Genomic DNA, 21,407 nt, shown 5'->3' on the forward strand with positions numbered 1-21,407 from the left:
TAATTAATGAAACACTTACTAATCTTATCCTTGATAATTCTTTTTTCTTCTTGCTCCTCTAAAACAGATACAAATCAGAACGATTTTATAAAGGATTATTTAGAACGATTAGAAAATTCTAAAACGTATTTAATTCTTGTTGCTCAAGAGATGCCAGAAGACAAATATGTGTTTAAAGCATCTCCTGAATCCATGAGTTTTGCGGAACATCTAATGCATATTGCTTGGGCAATGGATTGGCACAGTCAAACGCTATTAGGTGGTCGTAAAGCAAGAGATTGGGACACAGATTTAGAACTTAAAGTTGATAATAAGTCTAAAAAGGAAATGATTGCAACCATTAACAAAACATTTAATCAAACGCTAAAATTAATTTCAGAATTTGACATTACTAAGCTGAATGATAGATTGGATTATTTAGGATTAGAGAGATCCAAACGACAAATTTTTCTATTGCTCGCTGACCATATTTCCCACCACAGAGGGCAAATGATTGTTTACTTACGACTAAATGGACTTAAGCCACCTAGATATGTTTTGTATCAATAAGTTTAGTGCAGACAAATTAGTTTAAAATTAAAAGGATTACACAATCTCCATCTTTTTCAATAAAAAACTAGCATTCATATTTTGGCAAACGCCTTTTTTAAAAGTATAATCAAAATAGAGTTCGTCATTTATGATTTGTGCATCAAAATAATAGTTTTTAACTTCCTCTAACTCTTTTTCAATTTCGCAAAGACTTAAATCGTGAGTAGCTATTATTCCTGTAGCGTGACTAGAGACTAGTTTTTCGACAAATTTTCTGGAACCAATTGCTTTGTCTGTGCTATTTGTTCCTTTTAAAATTTCGTCTAAAATAATAAAGTAATTATCTTCTTTTATAGCATCAACAATATACTTTAATCGAGTTAATTCAGAAAAGAAATAACTACTGTCGTCTGTTAAACTATCGCTTGTTCGCATGCTAGTAATTAGTTTTACAGGACTGTAAACAGAAGACGTTGCACATACTGGCAAACCTACATTTGCCATTACAATATGCAAAGATACTGTGCGTAAAAAGGTACTTTTTCCTGCCATATTTGCTCCAGTGATAATAAAAAACTGCTGGTTTTTTATTTCAAAATTATTGTCAATACGTTTATCTGGATGTAATAAAGGGTGACCTAACTGATTTACTTTAGTGTCTTGATTAACCTCAACAATATCTGGATACACATAGTGCTGGTGGTTAAAGGCGTAATTACCTAAGCTATTATAAGCATCAAAAAAGCTAACTACTTCAAACCAATGACTTACTGTGGATTTATAATTGTCTATCCATTGCTCAATAGTATACGTGTGCTTTATATCTGTTAAAAAATAACCATTTCCGAAGATTGCAGAAATTAAATTATTGCGATTATCCAAAGCGTCCATTGCTTTTGACAATTCGTTTAAAATAGTAGAAGCTTTTTTGTCTTTTAAGTTAATCTTAGCTTGTTTTTCTAGCAATAATTTTGAAGTAAATGTTTCGTTTTCAATAGCATGCAACAATGCTGCATATTGTCTAAACGTATCGCGCATTTTGTCTGTGTTGGCGCTTAGCATATTAATTTTTTTTAGGTAACGACTAGTAATTAATAACCCAACAAATATCCAATATCCAAGTATCGCTAATGGAATAATCTTAGTTAATGCTAGTCCAATAATCGTTACTGTAGCAATTGAAACAACTAAAGGTAGATACTTAAACACTTGTGGTAAGAACGGTTGGTGCGATTGTAAAAATTTAAGAATGGCTTTGGCTTCCGTGTCTACTTGTATCAAACTTGCGGTAGCCTGAAACTGTTGTCGCCATCCTGCTTTTTGAGACAATTCTTTAATGGCATCTTGCCTTTTAGTAATATCTTTAATTTCATTAGCTTTTAAACTATTGGCAAGTGTAATTGTACCATCGACTGTTGCTGTTCTGTCTAAAAACTGAAAAAAGCTACCACGTCCAAACAAATCGATATCTAAAGCATAGTTATGGGTAGAATTTAGAAACTGTAAGCCTTCTTGTTTATGAAAAAAATCTCCTGATGCTATTCTAATTTCTTCTTGATTAATCTTTAACAATTCTTGTTTTAAAAGATAGGTAGATTTTATATTGGTATAATACGATAATAATATAATAAATAAAACAGAACCAACTATTAAAACACCTCCAAATACTACCCAATTACCAAATGTAAAATACAATCCAACTGCTGTTACAACAAATACTAATAATCTAGCTACACTTAAGCTAGTTAATTGTTTATAAAGTTTAGAAATCTCGGAAGTATACTTTATACTATTGGAATTGTAATAATCGATTGTTTTTGTCATATAGTTAGCAAACTTAATAAAGTTATATATTTGTAAAATAAACAATATTCGAAAATAAATGTTATATAAAAATAGATTTGTAATACTATTTTTACTGTCCATTGTAGTTTTTAGCTGCAATACATCTTCTCCAGAAAACAAAACACCTAAAAACTATCTTCTTGAGCAACTCACTCCCGAAGAAACTGGTGTTGATTTCTCCAATCAATTAAAAGAAGATGAAAACCATAGTATAATTAATTACATATATTTTTACAATGGTAGTGGTCTTTGTGCAGGAGATATCAATAATGATGGTTTAAGCGATTTGTATTTTGTGTCTAATCAAGGACAAAATAAATTATACCTTAATAAAGGGAATCTTCAATTTGAAGATATCACAAAAAGTGCGAATATAAATTCTAATTCAGACTGGAATACAGGTGCCACAATGGTAGATATTAATAATGACGGTTTTTTAGATATTTATTTATGTTCTGTTTCTGGAATACTTGATTTTAAAGGTCGTAACGAACTTTTTGTAAATAATGGTGATGGTACATTTACTGAAAAAGCTAAAGAGTATGGATTAGATTTCTCAGGGTATTCTACACAATCTTACTTTTTTGATTATGATAAAGATGACGATTTGGATGTGTACATTGTCAATCATGCAGTACATACTAATCTGTCATATGGTCCTGCGTCACAAAGAAATAACAGAGCGGATTTAGTTGGTGACGTCTTATTAAAAAACGATAACGGTAAGTTTGTTGATGTTAGCGAAGAGGCTAATATTTTTGGTGGACCTAATGGTTACGGGTTAAGTGCCTCTATAGCAGATTTTAATAATGATGGTTGGGATGATATTTATGTGTGTAACGATTTTCATGAAGATGACTATTATTATATAAATAACCAAGATGGGACGTTTACAGAAAGTCTATCGGATGCGTTTTCTACCATTAGTCGATTTTCTATGGGAAGTGATGCAGCAGATATCAATGGAGATGGATTTGTAGACTTGATAACTTTAGACATGCTTCCAGATCAAGAAAAAGTCATTAAACAGACTGAAGGTGATGATGCCATGTATAACATGCAAAAACAGTTAAAAAAGCTTGGTTACAGAGATCAAATATCCAGAAATATGCTTCAAATAAATAATAAAGGAGACTATTTTATAGAAACAGCATCTTTTAATAACATTGAAGATACAGATTGGAGTTGGGGACCGCTTTTTGCAGATTTCGACAATGATGGCTATCAAGATTTATTTATTTGCAATGGTATAATAAGACGACCAAATGATTTAGATTTTAGAAAATACGTATCTAGTACCTTTAAAAAATACGGTAGTCACGAGGGTTTAAAATGGTTATATAAATCTATTGACAAAATGCCTACTGGCGAATCTTCCAACAGGATTTTTAAAGGAAACAACAGCAAGTTTGAAGATAAAACTGGACATTGGATAGCAGATACTCCATCGTTTTCTAATGGAGGTATTTATATAGATTTAGATTTGGATGGCGACTTAGATATTGTCACCAATAACCTTAACGGAAAAGCCGAAATTTTTAGAAATAAAACTAACAAAAGTAAAAACCATTTAACCCTAACATTTAATTATAAAGGCAATAACAAAGAAGGTTTAGGAACTAAAGCAATTCTGTATTCCAATGGGACCTCACAGTTTAAACAACTATATAAATCAAGAGGGTTTTTATCTGCTGGAGACGGAAAACTATATTTTGGATTAGGTGATAATTCTGTGGATTCATTACATATTATTTGGCCTAATAATAAGCTACAAAAAATTACTACGGTTGACATTAACAAAAATCTTAAAATCGATTATCAAGATTCAGAAACACCTTATTCATATCCTAATTTAAAAGCGAATACGATCTTCAAAAAAGAAGCTTTAATAGATTACACACATATTGAAGATACTTATGACGATTTTTTCCATGAACGATTAATACCATATAGAGTCTCTATTCAAGGTCCTGCAGTAGCAATTGCTGATATTGACAATAATGGATTTGAAGATATTTTTATTGGTAATACCTCTGGTAAAAAGGCAAAGTTATTTATGAATAATGGTTTATCATTTAATGAAAAAGAAGTTGCCGATATCCAAAAAGACTTGCTATTTGAAGACAATGTAGCTACATTTTTTGATGCAGATGGTGACTCGGATTTAGATCTTTATATTGGTTCTGGAATAGAACTTATTAGAAGAAAAGCGTTTGAAAACGACCGATTGTATATTAACAACAACAATACCTTTGAAAAATCCACTAATAAAATTCCAGATAATTTAAATAATACCTCAAGTGTGGTGGCTTATGATTATGATCAAGATGGAGACCAAGATTTATTTGTCGGTAATTTATCTAATCCAGATCATTTTGGGTTAAATCCAACCTCTTACATTTTGGTTAATGATGGTCAAGGTAATTTTACTAAAGACCAAACTTTTAGCTTAAATGTAAAGGTCACTTCTGCAACTTGGAGAGATATTAATAATGATGGAGTTAAAGATTTATTAGTGTCTTCAGAGTGGGATTCGCCTAAAATATATATCAATAATACAGGTAGTTTAAGCCCAATAGAAATTCCTGAACATTTAAATGGACTTTGGCAAACCATTACAACTTATGATATTGATGCAGATGGAGATGAAGATATTTTATTAGGAAACTGGGGGGAAAACACTAGATTCAATAAGGTTTCAACCGAGTCACCTTTACGAATGTATAATTCAGATTTTGATAATAATGGAACAAACGAAACCATATTAGCCTATAAAATTGACGACAACTATTATCCAGTTAACTCTAAAGACGAGTTAGCCTCACAAATGAATATAATTAGTAAACGCTTTGTGGACTATAAAGATTTTTCGCTTAGACCTATTGAAGAAGTCTTAACACCTCAAGCGCTAAAAAAGACGACTATCAACGAGGTACAAACATTAGCTTCTGGTTATCTTGAAAATAATAACGGAACGTTTAACACGTTTATTGAGTTTAAAGCCCAATTACAATTGGCACCAATCAACTCGTTTGATGAAGTTACAATCAATAACGAAAAAGGATTGATAGTTAGTGGTAATTCTAACAAAGTTGGTACTTATCATGGTGCCTATTTAGCATTAAAAGGTATCTTTTTGAAAACAAATGAAGACTTTGAACAAGTTTCAAATTACGGAATTGAGCCTTTTAATGGGCAAGTCAAACAGACTGGGCTTATAAAAATGAAGAACAAAGATGTTTTTTATGTAATAACTAATAATGAAGAGCTTAAAACTTACACCTCAAATTAACATATTATGATTTTTAAGGTTAAACATATCCTTTCTATTTTAATAGTTTTAGTACTTTTTTCTTGTCAAGAAAAAAGTACACCTATTACAATAACACCTAATCATTTTCATGAAACGGTTGACCAACTAACCAAAGTCATGATTCATGATGTGTTTTCGCCACCAGTTGCTAGTAGAATTTATGTGTATCCTAATATTGCTGCTTATGAAGTGATTAGTTATAATAACAAGACCTACAACTCACTAACTAATCAACTAAATGATTTTGAGCAGTTTCCAGACATTCCTTTAAATGAAAATACCAACACACCATTAGCAGCCCTTATTGCTTACATGGAAGTAAGTAAGGAATTAGTGTTTTCTAGAGAAAAACTTCTTGTTTACACAGACAGTTTATACAACCATTGGTCAAAAACTAATTCAAAAGAATTTAATGACGCCAAACTGTTTGGAGAGCAAGTTGCAAATCATGTAAAAAACTGGATGCATAAGGATAAGTATATTGAAACCCGAAATATGCCTGTCCATAATATTTTAACAGACGATCCTTTTAAATGGATACCTACTCCTCCAGCGTTTATGGCTGGTATAGAACCACACTGGAATAAAATAAGACCACTAATCTTAGACTCAACTAACCAGTTTAAGCCTAAAGCACCTCCTACACCTTCTTTAGACAAGAGTAGTGATTTTTACAAAGAACTCATGGAAGTTTACGCCATAGGAAATTTAATTAGAGAAGATGGTAACGATTCAGAAAAGCTAAATATTGCAAGGTTTTGGGACTGTAATCCTTATGTGTCTGTAAACAAAGGACACTTTATGTTTGCAGAGAAAAAGATTACTCCTGGAGCACATTGGATTGGCATTTGTAAAATAGCTTGTCAAGACGCTAAAAAAGATTTTGAAAGTACAATCTATGCTTATACCAAAACATCCATAGCAATTAATGATGCTTTTATTAGTTGTTGGGATGAAAAATATAGAAGTAATTTAGTAAGGCCAGAAACCTTAATCAATAATCATATTGATAATGCTTGGTTACCTTTATTACAAACACCTCCATTTCCAGAATATACTAGTGGACATTCAGTGGTTTCAGGTGCAGCAGCAGAAGTATTAACCACTATTTTTGGAGATCATTTTGCATTTGATGACACTACTGAACTACCATATGGTTTAGGAGTTAGACAATTTTCATCCTTTAGAAATGCTGCTCAAGAAGCAGCAATTAGCAGGTTTTATGGCGGAATCCATTATATGTCTGCTGTAGAATTAGGTCTAGAACAAGGTAAAAAAATAGGACATTTTGTGAATGATAATATTACCTTTAATGCAAATAAAAACCCAAGCGTTAGCTTAGGTTTTTAGTGATATAATTTATTTTAAAAGTGTGTTTACCCTTTTAAACTCGCTGCTAAATATTCGCGATTCATACGTGCAATATTTTCTAATGAGATGCCTTTAGGACATTCCACTTCACATGCTCCAGTGTTGGTACAATTACCAAAACCTTCTGCATCCATTTGGTTAACCATATTTAAAACACGCTCAGTCGCTTCTACTTGACCTTGAGGTAATAATGCAAATTGAGATACTTTAGCTCCTACAAATAACATTGCAGAAGAGTTTTTACACGTTGCAACACAAGCACCACAACCAATACAAGTTGCTGCAGAAAACGCATCATCTGCATCTTCTTTATTAACTGGAATTGCGTTAGCATCAATTGTATTTCCAGAAGTATTTACAGATATAAATCCTCCAGCATGTTGTATACGGTCAAAAGCAGTTCTATCTACTACTAAATCCTTAATTACAGGAAATGCTTTAGCACGAAATGGTTCTATAAAAATAGTATCACCATCTTTAAACATACGCATATGTAATTGACAAGTGGTTACACCTCTATCTGGTCCATGCGCTTCTCCATTTATGTATAAAGAACAAGATCCACAAATACCTTCACGACAATCATGATCAAATGCTACTGGCTCTTCTCCTTTTTCTATTAATTCGTTATTTAAAACGTCTAACATTTCAAGAAAAGACATATCTGGTGACACATCGTTGATGTTGTAATCAACCATTTTCCCTTTATCGTTAGCGTCTTTTTGACGCCATATTTTTAACGTTAAATTCATAGCTTTTCTTTATTTATTTTCAAAATTCATATTAGACAAAAGCTTTTTGATTTTAGAATTCTCTTTATCCTTAATTCTATCATAAGCTTCCATTGCTTTTGCTATATTATCTTCTTTTTCTTCAGTTTTATCAGCATTAACTACATTGGCATTGATATGTTTTCTCAAAACTTTTTTTATACGTTTAACATGCTTTTTATTAGTCGGCTCATATGGCTCTACTCCCACAGCAGCTATAAACATTCCCATTTTTGCTCTTAAGTCTATAACGTAAGTTTTATTAGCTTCTAAATTTGCCTCAACAAAATCTCTATTCTCTGATGCTGCCCAAAATAAATGCTCACCTGGGTCACACTCATAAATAAAATAAGCGCCTGAAGGAAGTGCCCCTAAAAATTTATCTTTATCATAAACTCTAAAATTAAGTCCAGCACCAAGGTTATTACTTCTCATAATATATACTAAAGACTTTCCTTCGGTTGGCTTTTCTAATACTTGAGAGGTAGCTTTATATGATGTAAAAGCAAATACTATTAATAAAATGGTTGTTATTTTTTTCATTTCTTAAATACTCTATTTATAACTTCTTTCTTTTACTTGAATATTCTCGTATACTAAGTCTTCTTTATGAAGCACTGCATCTTTTGGTTCTCCTTTATATTCCCAAGCAGATACATATTGGAACTCTTTACGACGCATTGCTTCACCTTCAGGTGTTTGATACTCTTCTCTAAAGTGTCCACCAGCAGATTCTTCACGCTGTAACGCGTCCTTAGCAAATAATTCTCCTAGTTCTAAAAAGTCTGCTACACGTCCTGCTTTGGCTAATTCTTCATTAAACTCGTTTGCAGTTCCTGGTACTTTAACATCTTTCCAGAATTCTGCTCTTAACTCAGAAATTTCAGTAATTGCAGATTTTAGATCTTCAGCATTTCTAGCCATTCCACATTTATTCCACATGATTTTTCCTAATCGCTTATGGAAATAATCTACAGAATGTGTCCCATTATTATTAATTAAATGGTCAATATTTTTTCTAACTTCAGCTTCAGCATCATCAAACTCTTTAGTATCTGTAGGTATTGGACCTGTTCTAATATCATCAGATAAATAATCTCCTATCGTGTATGGCAATACAAAATAACCATCTGCTAAACCTTGCATTAATGCAGATGCACCTAAACGGTTAGCACCATGATCAGAGAAGTTTGCTTCTCCTATTGCATATAAACCAGGTACTGTTGTCATTAAATTATAATCTACCCAAATTCCTCCCATAGTATAATGTACCGCAGGATAAATCATCATAGGTGTTTCGTATGGGTTTTCATCAACAATCTTCTCATACATTTGGAATAAGTTACCGTACTTATTCTTAACCACTTCTTGCCCTAACTTTTTAACTAAAGCAGCATCGTTTTCATCTAAACCTTTAACGTGTGCTTGTTCTTTTCCGTATCGCTCTATTGCTGCTGCAAAATCCAAGTATACAGCTTCACCAGTTGCATTTACACCATAACCAGCATCACAACGTTCTTTAGCTGCACGAGAAGCTACATCACGTGGTACTAGGTTACCAAATGCTGGATAACGACGCTCTAAATAGTAATCGCGATCTTCTTCAGCAATCTGTGTAGGCTTTAATGTTTTGTTTCTTATTGCTTCAACATCTTCTTTCTTTTTTGGTACCCAAATACGTCCATCGTTACGTAACGACTCTGACATTAAGGTTAATTTAGATTGATGGTCTCCAGAGACTGGAATACAAGTTGGGTGAATTTGTGTATAACAAGGGTTTGCAAAAAAGGCACCACGTTTGTGAGCTTTCCATGCTGCAGTTACATTACTTCCCATTGCATTAGTTGATAAGAAAAACACGTTACCATAACCACCTGTACCTAAAACGACAGCGTGAGCTGAATGTCTTTCAATGTCACCAGTAATTAAATTACGTGTTATAATTCCTCTTGCTTTACCATCTACTTTTACAACGTCAAGCATTTCATGACGGTTGTACATTTTTATTTTTCCACGTCCTATTTGACGGTTCATTGCAGAGTATGCTCCTAGTAATAACTGCTGACCTGTTTGTCCTGCAGCATAAAACGTACGAGACACTAAAACTCCACCAAATGAGCGGTTATCTAACAGTCCACCATACTCGCGAGCAAAAGGAACACCTTGAGCCACACATTGATCGATAATGTTAGTTGACACCTCTGCTAAACGATACACGTTAGCTTCGCGAGAACGATAATCACCTCCTTTTACAGTATCGTAAAACAATCTGTAGGTAGAATCTCCATCTCCTTGGTAATTTTTTGCTGCATTAATTCCACCTTGTGCTGCAATAGAGTGAGCACGTCTAGGAGAATCCTGAAAGCAAAATGCTTTTACATTATAACCTAACTCTGCTAAAGTAGCAGCAGCAGATCCACCAGCTAAACCTGTACCAACAACAATAACATCTATGTTACGTTTGTTAGCAGGATTTACTAAATCTATGTGATTTTTATAATTAGTCCATTTGTCTGCAAGTGGACCTTGAGGTATTTTAGAATCTAAAGCCATATTAGATATTGTTTTTAATGATTAAAGTGATGAAATAATGCAATGAAAATAAATCCTAACGGAATACCAATTGCATATACTTTGCTAAATCCCTTTAATCCTTTGGTGTATTTATTATTTGCTCCAACAGATTGGAAAGCAGAATTAAATCCGTGTAATAAGTGTAGTGCTAAAAACACAAATCCAATACAATATAAGGCGACACGCCAAATTGGTTCAAACTTATGTACTAACTCTTCATAATATCTAAACTCACCATTAGGTAAAGTCCCTGACATATCTCCTACAATATATTTAGTGTTGATTTCTGGAATCCAAAAATCTATAAAATGAATAACTAAGAACACTAAAATGAAACCACCACTCCAAATCATGTTTCGGCTCATCCAAGTAGAATTTGCTGATCCATTATTTTTAGCGTAGCTAATTGCTCTTGCTCTGTTGTTTTGGATTTCTAAAATAAATCCCATAACAAAATGAAAAATAACACCAAAAATCAATACTGGTTGCAACAAGTATTGAACAGCCCAAAACGTTCCCATAAAGTGAGACGCTTCATTAAAAGCATCTGGACTAAAAACAGAAAGGATATTGATTGCAAAATGTTGTAAAATGAAAATCATAAGAAAGAGTGCTGAAAGTGCCATAGCAAACTTTCTTCCTATTGAAGAATTAAAAATTCCGCTCATTATAATTGTAGTTAATTATTTGTTATACAAAGATAAGGCTCAATGCATACTGAAACAAATTTTAACTATTTTTTATGCTATTTAGAATGTGTTTAAGTAAGTGATATTTATTCTACTTCAAAACTCTTTTCTACACCATCTATTTTGACTTTATACTTTCCTTTAACAAGGTAATATTTATCATTTTTAGCTTTATTAATGTCAAGAGTTGTATTATCCTTCATTAAGGCTTTTCTTCCTTTTTCATGGATGGTTAAATCGTAATTTACATAATTAAATCCTTGATCTAGTTGTACTGAAAAATTTTGAAGTTCTTTATTATTTTCAGATAGTATTGTCACGTCTTTTTTCCCCGAAGTATTGCTATATACTTTAATTGTAGTACTTGGTTCAAACGGTTGCATCCATTTACTCCATGAGTTTCCCCAACGTGAATAATAGCGAATAGCATCCAAGTCGAAAATAGTAAGCTGATTACGTAAAGTCATACCAGCATCAAACTTTTGAAGTGGTGCTACATTGGCTTTGTAAATACTTCTTCCATGAGTTCCTAACAGTAAATCATTGCTTTCTTTTTGCATTTTAATATCATGTACTGCTACAGCAGGTAAGTTATTGGAAAACGCATTCCAATTTTCGCCATTATTAAAGCTTACATATGCTCCATTATCTGTTCCTAAATACAAAATATTGTCTTTAACTTCATCTTCAATAATGACATTCACAGGTGACTTTGGTATATTTCCATTAATTGGTTTCCAAGTTTGTCCATAATTATCACTCATATAAACGTAGGTGTTAAAATCATCATTTCTGTAACCATTTAAAGTAGCATAAACACGTTCTTTTTTATGCTTAGAAGCCACCACACGACTGACCCATAAATTTGCTGGTAAGTTTGTTGAAATATTATCCCAAGTGGCACCTTGATTTTTAGTCACATGGATTAATCCATCGTCACTACCAACGTATATTAGTCCAAACTCAAAAGGAGATTCGCTAATAGTAGTTAACGTTCCGTAAGCCACATTACCTTGTTTTCCGCCTTGTGTTACATCGTTACTTATAGCTTTCCATGTATCACCTTTATCTAAAGATCGCATTAACTTATTACCACCTAAATACAGAATATCTTGATTATGACGTGATAAATGAATGGGTGTTTGCCAATTAAATCTGTATGGTTTTTCGCCTAATTCATGCTTAGGTTGAATATAGGTTTGATCTCCAGTCTCGCGATTTAATCTAAAATAATTTCCGAATTGATACCCAGTGTAAACTATGTTAGGATTACGGTTGTCAATCTCTATTTGCATTCCATCTCCTCCCATAATACTTTCCCAAGGATACTGTCCTGATTGGTGCCAAGCTTTGTTTTCTGGAGCGTTGTGTGCACCAACCCAAACACCGTTATCTTGCAATCCACCATACACACGATATGGGTTTTGGTTATCTACATTAATAGCATAAAATTGTCCTACAGAAGGCGAGTTGTTTTTAATCCAATTCTTACCATCATCGTAAGAAATATTAACTCCTCCATCATTACCATTAACTAAATGGTTAGGGTTTTTTGGGTTTATCCATAGTGCGTGGTGATCTGCATGCACATTTTCTGCACTTATAGAGGTAAACGTTTGTCCACCATCTTTAGATTTTAAAATAGGCACACCATAGATATAAATATTATTCTGGTTAACAGGTGACACGTGTACATGCCCAAAATAGTAACCATAACTATAATATAAATCGTCCAGATAATCGTCGTGAGTTTTGCTCCATGTTTGTCCACCATCTGTACTTTTATAGACTTCTGCTCCAATAACTGGTGTGTCAAACAACATAGAATTAGCATCTTCTAAATAATGAGCTAAGTCTATTGGTTTTACATTTCCGCTACGTACCATTTGCTTCACATTTTCTGCTCTGTATTTTTCTTGAAAACCATTTGTCTTTAAAAACCCATTTAACTTTTTATCCTCTAAGTTTAAGAACTCGGTAGTACTCATGGTTTTAAAATCGTCTTTTTGCAAACCTCTTCGTTCTTCTTTTTTTCCTTTAGAAGGTCGTCTAAATTGGCTATCATGAATCGCATAAACAATATTATTATCATAAACCGCCAAGCCAATACGTCCTACACCATTTCCTGTAGGGAAACCACTTTTTTCTGTGGACACTTTAGTCCAAGTCTCACCAGCATCTGTACTTTTATAAATAGCCGAATTATTTCCACTTCCATCAAAATTCCATGCTTTTCTATCTTTTGTCCATGACGAAGCAAACATCACATTATAATCGTTTGGCGAATGCTGCACATCTATAATTCCGCTAACCTCATCCACATACAAGGTTTTAGTCCAAGTTAGTCCTCCATCTTTAGTTTTATAAATTCCTCTGTCGTTACTTTTAGTATATAAAGCACCTGTCACTCCAACAACTACTTCGTTAGCATTATTAGGGTTTATTAATATGCGTCCAATATGTTGCGAGTTTGGTAAACCTACGTTTTGCCACGTTTTTCCGTTATCTGTAGATTTTAAAATCCCAATTCCAGCGTAGGAAGAACGCGAAGCATTATTCTCTCCTGTACCTACCCAAATAGTTCTATTTTTCCAATCGACTCCTATATCACCAACATTTTGCGTGGAAGAACTGTCTAAAATAGGTGTGAAAGTTGTTCCATTGTTGGTGGTATGCCAAACACCACCAGATGCGTAGCCTACATAAAATTCTGTTGGGTTTTCTGGATTTACATCTAAATCGGTAACACGACCACTCATAACTGTTGGTCCAATGTTTTCAAAAGGAATGTTTTTAACTATCGATTGCTGTTGAGCAGATAGTTGAAAAGTCAAAAAACATAAAATAGATAGAATATAATAGCGCATAGTTTGTAAAATTAAAGATGAAAGATAATTAAAGTTCATTCAACCTCAAAGCTTAATAATAATTTTAAGAGTGACCAGACCTTTAAGCTACCTAGAATCTTCAAATTAAAGACCTCTTTATTATTACATCTGTTTTAAAGTTGTTATTTTTGAGAAAGACAAATTAATAAATTAAGATTTCCATACTTATGGAAATTAAAAATATGTTTTTCAATGAAATACCATAAAATAGACTCCAAACTCTTTATCAAAAACCGCAAGAATTTTGCTGCGCAAATGCAACCAAAAAGTATTGCTTTTTTTAACTCTAACGATATTTATCCAATAAGTGCAGATAGTACTATGCCTTTTGAGCAACACAGAGACATCTTTTATTTAAGTGGTGTGGATCAAGAAGAAAGTATTTTAGTCCTATTTCCTGACTGTCCAAACCCTAAAAACAGAGAAGTATTATTTTTAAAAGAAACTAACGAGCATATTGCAGTTTGGGAAGGCGAAAAGCTAACTAAAGATGCTGCTTTTAAAACTAGCGGAATCAAAACCGTGTATTGGATACAAGACTTAGACAAAGTTTTGTTTGAAATGATGACACAAGCAGAAACCGTTTACATCAATACCAACGAACATTACAGAGCCAATGTAGAAACCGAAACTAGAGAAGATCGTTTTACCAAATGGCTTAAAGACAAATATCCTGCGCATCGTGTCGCGAAGAGTAATCCTATTTTACAACGTTTACGCTCTGTAAAAGACCAAATAGAAATTGATTTAATCCAACACGCGTGTGATATTACCGAAAAAGGATTTAGACGTGTTTTAGATTTTGTAAAACCTGGTGTTTGGGAGTTTGATATTGAAGCCGAATTTATGCACGAGTTTTTACGTAACCGTTCCAAAAAATTCGCTTATACACCAATTGTAGCGTCTGGAAATAATGCTAATGTGTTGCATTATATAGAGAATAACCAGCAATGTCAAGCAGGTGATTTAATTTTGCTAGATGTTGGTGCAGAATATGCCAATTACAGTAGTGACATGTCACGTACTATTCCTGTTTCAGGACGGTTTACAAAGCGTCAAAAAGAGGTATATAATGCAGTTAACCGAGTAAAAAATGAAGCCACAAAACTATTAGTCCCTGGAACTTTATGGAAAGAATACCATGAAGAAGTCGGTAAAATCATTACCAAAGAGTTGTTAGACTTAAAACTACTAGATAAGACAGATGTAAAAAACGAAAATCCAGAATGGCCAGCTTATAAAAAATACTTTATGCATGGGACGTCTCACCATATGGGATTAGACACGCATGACTACGGGATTTTAACCGAGCCTATGCAACCTAATATGGTATTTACTGTTGAGCCAGGAATTTATATACCTGACGAAGGGTTTGGAATTAGATTAGAAGACGATGTGGTGATTCAAAAAACAGGAGAACCTTTTAATTTAATGCGAAATATACCTATTGAAGCAGATGAGATTGAGGAGTTAATGAACAAATAATAGTGCATAATTTTAAAAAAAGAGAGCCTTTACAGCTCTCTTTTTTAATTAGTAGAAATTTTGACTTTCAAAAAAAAAATCTGCTAACTTCGTTTAATGACTGATATAAAACATTGAAACGTTTTCATATCATATAAGTTGTAACACATTTAACCAAACCAATAAAAATTGAGTAAATTAAGTGAATTAATAGACCAAATCACGGAATTCGGAATTAATCCAAAAGTGGAATTGACCAACAAAACTGATGTTCTGAAAAAACTGTTAGTTGGAATTTACTCGGAATTTATAAATGTGGAATTTGAATTTGACGAAACGGATTATGATGAAGAACCTGATTTTGATTACAACGAAATAAAAGAAAATGTTAAGTCTAATTTCCCTGACTTCGATTGGTATAGAATAGTTTTGGATTCAAACAAAATGGAACCTAATATTGAAATCGGAATTGGAGACGAATTGGACGATTTGACTGACATTATAAAAGATTTGTTGGAAGTTAAATGGAGATTGGAAAATACCAGCGTGAATGACGCTCTTTGGACTTTTGAGTTTTTTATGCGAACACACTCTGAACAGCATTTAGTAGATTTATTAAAACGACTGAAAGAAAGGAATGAGTAGCATTTTAGAACCAAAGAAAATAAAATGGACGAAAGGAATGTCAATTATAAGTTTCATTCTCATTTTAATGATATTCATAATCGATAATATCAAAGAACCTTTATTTGGATTAAAAGATGGTTATGCACCATATAATTTTGGTCTGTACATATTCATAGTTGGACCTTCGATGTTATTATCGTTTGTTTTAAGCATAATTGTAACAGTTAGAATTATTAAATATTGGAAAGTTTGGCCAAATTCAAATAGTAAATATTTATTTTTTGGGCTTGCTCTACCTGCAATAATAATTTATATTGATTTGCTAATTAGAATATTTAAAAATTAAAAACGTTTTACAACAACGTGTATAATTCATTGCTAGTACTCTCCTACTTACGAAAATCCTCGCGGATTTTCTATTCGGTTTGTATTTGCTAAATTAGTTGCTGAAACACGCAACGAAATCATACACAAACACGTTAAACGAAAGATTATTAAATTAAAATTTTACCTTTACACAAATTGTTAATTATTTAACAGCATGAAAACTATTGCTTCCTGTGTAGAAGACATTTTAATGACGCAACCTTTTTTAGAAGAAGCCTTGTCTAGACATATTATTAATTATTCTGCTTTAGCTGAAGAACTGAATGCACCAATTAGTGCTATATTAGGTAAACCTATAAAATCTGGAGCCATCATGATGGCTTTGCGACGTTATAACACACCTAACACTACTCTACGTCATTCTTTAAAATTAAAACGTGCGCTACAAAAATTAGGAGATATTACAGTACGCTCTAACCTTAGTGACTTTACGTTTCAAAATTCGGAAACCCTAATACAAAGTCACACCAAAATTTTAGAGCAAGTAGAAGCTAACAAAGATATTTTTTACGCCTTTACTAGAGGAATTTTTGAGAGCAATATTATTATTTCAAGTTCTGAAAACAAACAAGTTTTAGCGTGTTTTTCTGCTGAAAAGCAAATAGGATTACAAGAACATTTATCTGCCATAAGTGTACGTTTGCCTAAAGATAACTCCAAAGTATCTGGTTTGTATTACCAAATCTTTAAACGATTAGCTTGGGAGAACATACCTATTTATGAAGTGGTTTCAACCACCAATGAGTTTACTATTTTGGTTGAAGACCATGTGGTGGACAAAGCGTTTTCTGTGATTAAAAATTTGAAGAATTAACTCTTTTTTACAATTAATTCGCCAGCTTTTAAAGCTTTATTATAATTAGCTTCAACTGTAGTTTGTAAACCAAAAAACTTAGTGCCATCTTTTTTCTTTAACACCACATATGTATTACCATTGTCTTTGGTTATGACCTCATCTACCAAAACTTCATTATTAATAACAGGTGTATAGCTAGCTAATTTACCACGTTTTACTAATGTGTTTAATTTAGGAAAATCTATTTGGTTATAAAATTGTGCAGAAGGTGATTTTACTATCAACACATCGCCAACTTTAGGTGTGTTTTGAGCAAATGAAAACAAACAAACGCAAATAAATGATAAGGTTAATAGTAGCTTTTTCATGAGTAAAAGGTATTAATTTGATACTCAAATTTAAGAAAAGCTTTTCTTTTTATGAAACAAATTAACCAAAACAAAACCAATAAAAGCAGGTAATACCCAACCCAAACTATCTTTTGCAAATGGAATGTAACCCATTATTTGTCTTAAAGTATCTGAAGGACTTAAAAACCCAACAACATCAGGAATACTAAAAATAAAGGTTAATATTACAACCACTTTAAATACTAAACTAGATGCGTATGCATTTGGAATGGCGTTTAGTAGTATAAGTACAATGGTTATAGGATAAATAAATAATAATATTGGTAATGCAATAACGATAATGGAGTTAAAATCTAGTTGCCCAACAACCACACCAAATACACAAGCGATTATTGCAGTAATTGTATAAACTAATTGCGAATTTTTAATTAAGCCTTTAAAATAGTCTGCTGTTCCAGTAACAATACCTACTGCTGTAGTAAAGCAAGCCAAAGAGATTAATACGCTTAAAACAGTGTTGCCAAAAGTTCCTAAAGCTTTTGTGCTTATTCCAGTTAGTAAATTAGCACGTTGCATATCACTACTTAACTCTTGATTTAGGTTAATTTCTGATCCATAAAAGGCTCCAACCGAAATTAATCCAGCATAAATAATAAATAAGCCAAAGCCAGCAATTAATCCTGACTTTTTAATTAAGTCTTTTTTAACTTCAAAAGAGGCATTAGATTTTAAGTTGATAGAAATAATAATAACAGCTCCAACCACTACTGCTCCAATAGCATCAAACGTTTGGTAGCCTTCTAATATTCCACTAGTAATAGGTACTTCAAATTGTGGAGTGTTTGTAATCATCTGTGTAGAAAATAAACCAATACCAATTACTAAAAGCAACATAATAACTATAAAAGGTGTCAAATATTTGCCAATAAGACTTAATATTTTTGAGCGGTTTAAAGCAAACACTAATACCAAAACAAAATAAATACTACTAGTTAACAATGGTGACGTCCCAAAGTTTGGATGTATGGCAATTTCATGCGTTGCTGCTGCAGTACGTGGTGACGGGATTGCGACTGCAATAACATAAATAAGCACACAATAAATTAAACTAAAAGCAGGAGATACTTTTTTACCAAAGTCATACAACGTCCCTTGTAATTTGGCGTGTGCATAAATCCCAATTATTGGTATAGCAACAGCTGTAATGATAAATCCTAGTGTAACCCAAAACCAATCGTCACCAGCTTTATAACCTAAAAGTGGTGGAAGTAGTAAGTTTCCTGCTCCAAAAAACAGAGAGAATAAGGCAAAACTGGTAATAAAAAGGTTTGTATTGGTTTTCAAATTAATTGGTTTTTTTAAGTTCTAAATTCTGGAAATCGAAACTAAAATCGGTAATTGGAGCAATATAATTCATGGTTGCACTAACTGCCTTCCCTTTTTCATTAAAAGTAAATTGTACAAAAACATCTGCATCATAGCTTCTGTTATTCCATTTTGCAACGTATGTTGTTGCGTTGTATGGCAACAATTGACCTGTTAACGTTTTAGAGTTCTTACAAATAATGGTTAAGCCATTATTGCTTTCAGAAATAATTACATCTCCAAACCAATCATCTGTATAAGTTCCAGTAATTGCTGAAGGTTTAGTAAGTGTTGGGCTGTTTTTCATTTTTGATACTTGTGCATACACACTTGCCTTTATACTATCGTTATACTTTAACCAATTGGTGTTGCTTTTACCTAAACGCTCTAACCAATTTCTATTGTCGTATCCTAAATAGCTATCTTTAATCGTATTGGTAATAGTTGTAAACGCAGAGCCATTCATTTGATTAGTTAATACAACTATTGCCAAATCCAAATCTGGAATCATAGTAAATTGTGTAACAGTTCCAAGCAGTCCACCTGTGTGATACACTTGTTTGTATCCACCTTTAACATCTGTAACAAACCAACCTAATCCATAACCTTTAAAATTAGAATCGTAACTGTCATTTTTTCTTACTTTTAAAGGGGTTTGGAGTTGCCAAAGCTCGTGAAACTGTTCCTCAGATAATAAACATTCGCCATTTTTGGTCACTGCATCATTCATTAAAAATTGTGCCCAAGTTAGCATATCTTCTACATTACTTACAATTCCTCCTGCTGCATTTGCAGTATCACTCCAATCATGCGGAATTTGCTCTAACTTACCATCTGCCAACGTATGCGCTTCAATGATATTTGATTTGTCCGTCACACGATTGTAAGAGGCTTTACTACTTGTCATTCCTATAGGCTTCATGATTTTAGTTTCAATAAACTCTTCCCATGACAATCCGCTTACACGTTTTAATACTTCTCCAGCAACAATAAACATGTTGTTATTATATTCAAAAGTGCTTCTAAAAGAGGATTGTGGTTCTAAATGTTTCACATTCTTAATAACGTCTTCCACTTTAAAATGACCATTTTCTGGAAAAAACATCAAATCGCCAGAGCCCAACCCTAATCCACTTCTGTGAGTGACTAAATCTCTAACGGTAAAATGTGCTGTAACCCATGGATCTTGTAATCTAAATTCTGGAATATGCTGTGTGACTTTATCATCCCATTTTAGCTTACCTTGATCTACCATCATGGCTAATGCAAAACAGGTAAAGCCTTTACTATTGGACGCAACACCAACTAAGGTGTTTTTATTCATCTCTTTTTTATTGGATAATGCGCGTACACCATGACCTTTGGCATAAACGACTTCACCATCTTTTATAATACCTACAGAAATCCCTGGAACTTCAAATGTTTTTAAGGTATTTTCTATAAGTTGGTCAAGCTGAGCCTCTTCGATTTGTGCCGAAATGAAATATGGACAGATTAAAAGTAGTAAGAATAGAACATTTTTTAGCTTCATAACAACGATTTTAAATATTGAAAGTCATCAAATATAGTAAAAATACTTCCGTGTAAAACGGAAGCAAAAACACAACAAATACTATCTTTGTTTTTATGACAATTACATACAAAAATGCATCTATTTGGTATACAGTAACTGGAAATGGACCTGCTATTGTTCTACTTCATGGGTTTTTAGAGGATAGCTCTATGTGGCGAGACTTAGTACCATTACTTTCCAAAAAAAATAAAGTAGTGTGCATAGATTTATTAGGTCATGGAAAAACCGAATCTATAGGTTATGTGCACACGATGGAAGATATGGCAGATGCTGTTTGTGCAATCTTAAAGTATTTAAAACTCAGAAAATATACATTTATTGGACACTCCATGGGTGGATATGTCGCACTGGCTTTTGCAAAACTATACACCAAAAACGTAAAAGGACTGTGCTTATTAAACTCTACTTACGAAGCTGATGACGAGGAGAGAAAACTATTAAGAACTAGAGCTAACAAAATGATTCAAACCAATTTTAACAATATGGTACGCATGAGTTTTGCTAATTTATTTAGTGCAGAAAGTAAAGTTAAACATCAAGAGGCTTTTGATGCTGCTTTACAAATTGCACTTAAAACACCACTACAAGGTTACATGGCTGCACAAGAAGGTATGAAGTTACGTGAAGATAATTCTAAATTTTATGCAAATGCGACATTTAAAAAGCAAATTATAATAGGTGAAAAAGACCCAGTTATAAATGTAGAAAGCACTATTGCTTTTGCTAAAAAATATTCTATTGACTATCAAGTGTTTAGTGAAGGACATATGTCTCATATTGAAAATAAGGAAGAATTCTTACAAGAAATAGTGCATTTCATCGAATAAATATAACTTTTTGTCGAAGTTGTTGTTTTTTGTTTAT

The 21,407-nt window shown here is 32.8% G+C and carries 16 protein-coding genes; 7 read left to right on the forward strand and 9 right to left on the reverse strand.

Annotation, left to right across the window (positions count from 1 at the left end; genetic code table 11):
- Nucleotides 1–6: 6 nt before the first annotated feature.
- A complete protein-coding gene (locus Ollyesu_RS04065; RefSeq protein WP_279302521.1) occupies nucleotides 7–549 on the forward strand; it encodes a DinB family protein in 543 nt (180 codons plus the stop codon).
- Nucleotides 550–585: 36 nt separating this feature from the next.
- Here Ollyesu_RS04065 and Ollyesu_RS04070 read toward each other — a convergent pair whose 3' ends face one another.
- Nucleotides 586–2,355: a DNA mismatch repair protein MutS gene (locus Ollyesu_RS04070; RefSeq protein ID WP_279302522.1), complete on the reverse strand. Its 1,770-nt coding sequence runs from the start codon at nucleotides 2,353–2,355 to the stop codon at nucleotides 586–588.
- A gap of 58 nt (nucleotides 2,356–2,413) precedes the next feature.
- On the opposite strand from Ollyesu_RS04070, the gene Ollyesu_RS04075 reads away from it, so the two are divergent.
- Together Ollyesu_RS04075 and Ollyesu_RS04080 are read left to right on the forward strand one after the other, a co-directional pair.
- A complete protein-coding gene (locus tag Ollyesu_RS04075) occupies nucleotides 2,414–5,668 on the forward strand; it encodes a VCBS repeat-containing protein (RefSeq protein WP_279302523.1) in 3,255 nt (1,084 codons plus the stop codon).
- Nucleotides 5,669–5,674: 6 nt separating this feature from the next.
- Nucleotides 5,675–7,039 carry a vanadium-dependent haloperoxidase gene (locus Ollyesu_RS04080; RefSeq protein WP_279302524.1) on the forward strand — a complete coding sequence of 455 codons (1,365 nt, stop codon included), beginning with the start codon at nucleotides 5,675–5,677 and terminating at the stop codon, nucleotides 7,037–7,039.
- A 26-nt stretch (nucleotides 7,040–7,065) separates the two neighbouring features.
- On the opposite strand, the gene Ollyesu_RS04085 is transcribed toward Ollyesu_RS04080, so the two are convergent.
- From Ollyesu_RS04085 to Ollyesu_RS04105, 5 genes are all read right to left on the reverse strand, one after another.
- Nucleotides 7,066–7,812: a succinate dehydrogenase/fumarate reductase iron-sulfur subunit gene (locus Ollyesu_RS04085; protein WP_279302525.1), complete on the reverse strand. Its 747-nt coding sequence runs from the start codon at nucleotides 7,810–7,812 to the stop codon at nucleotides 7,066–7,068.
- A 9-nt stretch (nucleotides 7,813–7,821) separates the two neighbouring features.
- Nucleotides 7,822–8,373, reverse strand: a complete 552-nt coding sequence (locus Ollyesu_RS04090; protein WP_279302526.1) for a hypothetical protein — start codon at nucleotides 8,371–8,373, stop codon at nucleotides 7,822–7,824.
- A 12-nt stretch (nucleotides 8,374–8,385) separates the two neighbouring features.
- A complete protein-coding gene (locus Ollyesu_RS04095) occupies nucleotides 8,386–10,383 on the reverse strand; it encodes a fumarate reductase/succinate dehydrogenase flavoprotein subunit (protein WP_279302527.1) in 1,998 nt (665 codons plus the stop codon).
- 14 nt (nucleotides 10,384–10,397) lie between these two features.
- Nucleotides 10,398–11,072, reverse strand: coding sequence for a succinate dehydrogenase cytochrome b subunit (locus tag Ollyesu_RS04100; protein WP_279302528.1), 675 nt, complete (start codon nucleotides 11,070–11,072; stop codon nucleotides 10,398–10,400).
- Nucleotides 11,073–11,179: 107 nt separating this feature from the next.
- Nucleotides 11,180–13,960 carry a glycosyl hydrolase gene (locus tag Ollyesu_RS04105; protein ID WP_279302529.1) on the reverse strand — a complete coding sequence of 927 codons (2,781 nt, stop codon included), beginning with the start codon at nucleotides 13,958–13,960 and terminating at the stop codon, nucleotides 11,180–11,182.
- Between the two features lie 213 nt (nucleotides 13,961–14,173).
- Between Ollyesu_RS04105 and Ollyesu_RS04110 the strand changes: the two genes are divergently transcribed.
- The 3 genes from Ollyesu_RS04110 to Ollyesu_RS04120 all read left to right on the forward strand — a co-directional run bounded on the left by Ollyesu_RS04110 (nucleotide 14,174) and on the right by Ollyesu_RS04120 (nucleotide 17,273).
- Complete coding sequence (locus tag Ollyesu_RS04110) at nucleotides 14,174–15,466, forward strand: aminopeptidase P family protein (RefSeq protein ID WP_279302530.1); 1,293 nt, start codon at nucleotides 14,174–14,176, stop codon at nucleotides 15,464–15,466.
- Between the two features lie 168 nt (nucleotides 15,467–15,634).
- Nucleotides 15,635–16,090 (forward strand): DUF5063 domain-containing protein, encoded by a 456-nt coding sequence (locus tag Ollyesu_RS04115; RefSeq protein WP_279302531.1) that lies wholly within the window; start codon nucleotides 15,635–15,637, stop codon nucleotides 16,088–16,090.
- 523 nt (nucleotides 16,091–16,613) lie between these two features.
- Complete coding sequence (locus Ollyesu_RS04120; protein ID WP_279302532.1) at nucleotides 16,614–17,273, forward strand: hypothetical protein; 660 nt, start codon at nucleotides 16,614–16,616, stop codon at nucleotides 17,271–17,273.
- Here Ollyesu_RS04120 and Ollyesu_RS04125 read toward each other — a convergent pair.
- The 3 genes from Ollyesu_RS04125 to Ollyesu_RS04135 are packed head-to-tail and all read right to left on the reverse strand — an operon-like array spanning nucleotide 17,270 to nucleotide 20,501.
- Nucleotides 17,270–17,623: a hypothetical protein gene (locus tag Ollyesu_RS04125; protein WP_279302533.1), complete on the reverse strand. Its 354-nt coding sequence runs from the start codon at nucleotides 17,621–17,623 to the stop codon at nucleotides 17,270–17,272. The genes Ollyesu_RS04120 and Ollyesu_RS04125 overlap by 4 nt on opposite strands.
- A gap of 30 nt (nucleotides 17,624–17,653) precedes the next feature.
- Entirely contained in the window at nucleotides 17,654–18,955 is a 1,302-nt protein-coding gene (gene brnQ / locus Ollyesu_RS04130) for a branched-chain amino acid transport system II carrier protein (protein ID WP_279303060.1), read from the reverse strand.
- Nucleotides 18,951–20,501 (reverse strand): serine hydrolase, encoded by a 1,551-nt coding sequence (locus tag Ollyesu_RS04135; protein WP_279302534.1) that lies wholly within the window; start codon nucleotides 20,499–20,501, stop codon nucleotides 18,951–18,953. Before Ollyesu_RS04135 ends, brnQ begins: the two co-directional genes overlap by 5 nt.
- Nucleotides 20,502–20,596: 95 nt before the next feature.
- Here Ollyesu_RS04135 and Ollyesu_RS04140 point away from each other — a divergent pair, with 95 nt between their 5' ends.
- On the forward strand, nucleotides 20,597–21,370 hold the full coding sequence (locus Ollyesu_RS04140; protein WP_279302535.1) for an alpha/beta hydrolase: 774 nt from the start codon (nucleotides 20,597–20,599) through the stop codon (nucleotides 21,368–21,370).
- The last annotated feature ends 37 nt before the right edge of the window (nucleotides 21,371–21,407 follow it).

The sequence above is a fragment of the Olleya sp. YS genome, assembly GCF_029760915.1.
Taxonomy (GTDB): Bacteria; Bacteroidota; Bacteroidia; order Flavobacteriales; family Flavobacteriaceae; genus Olleya.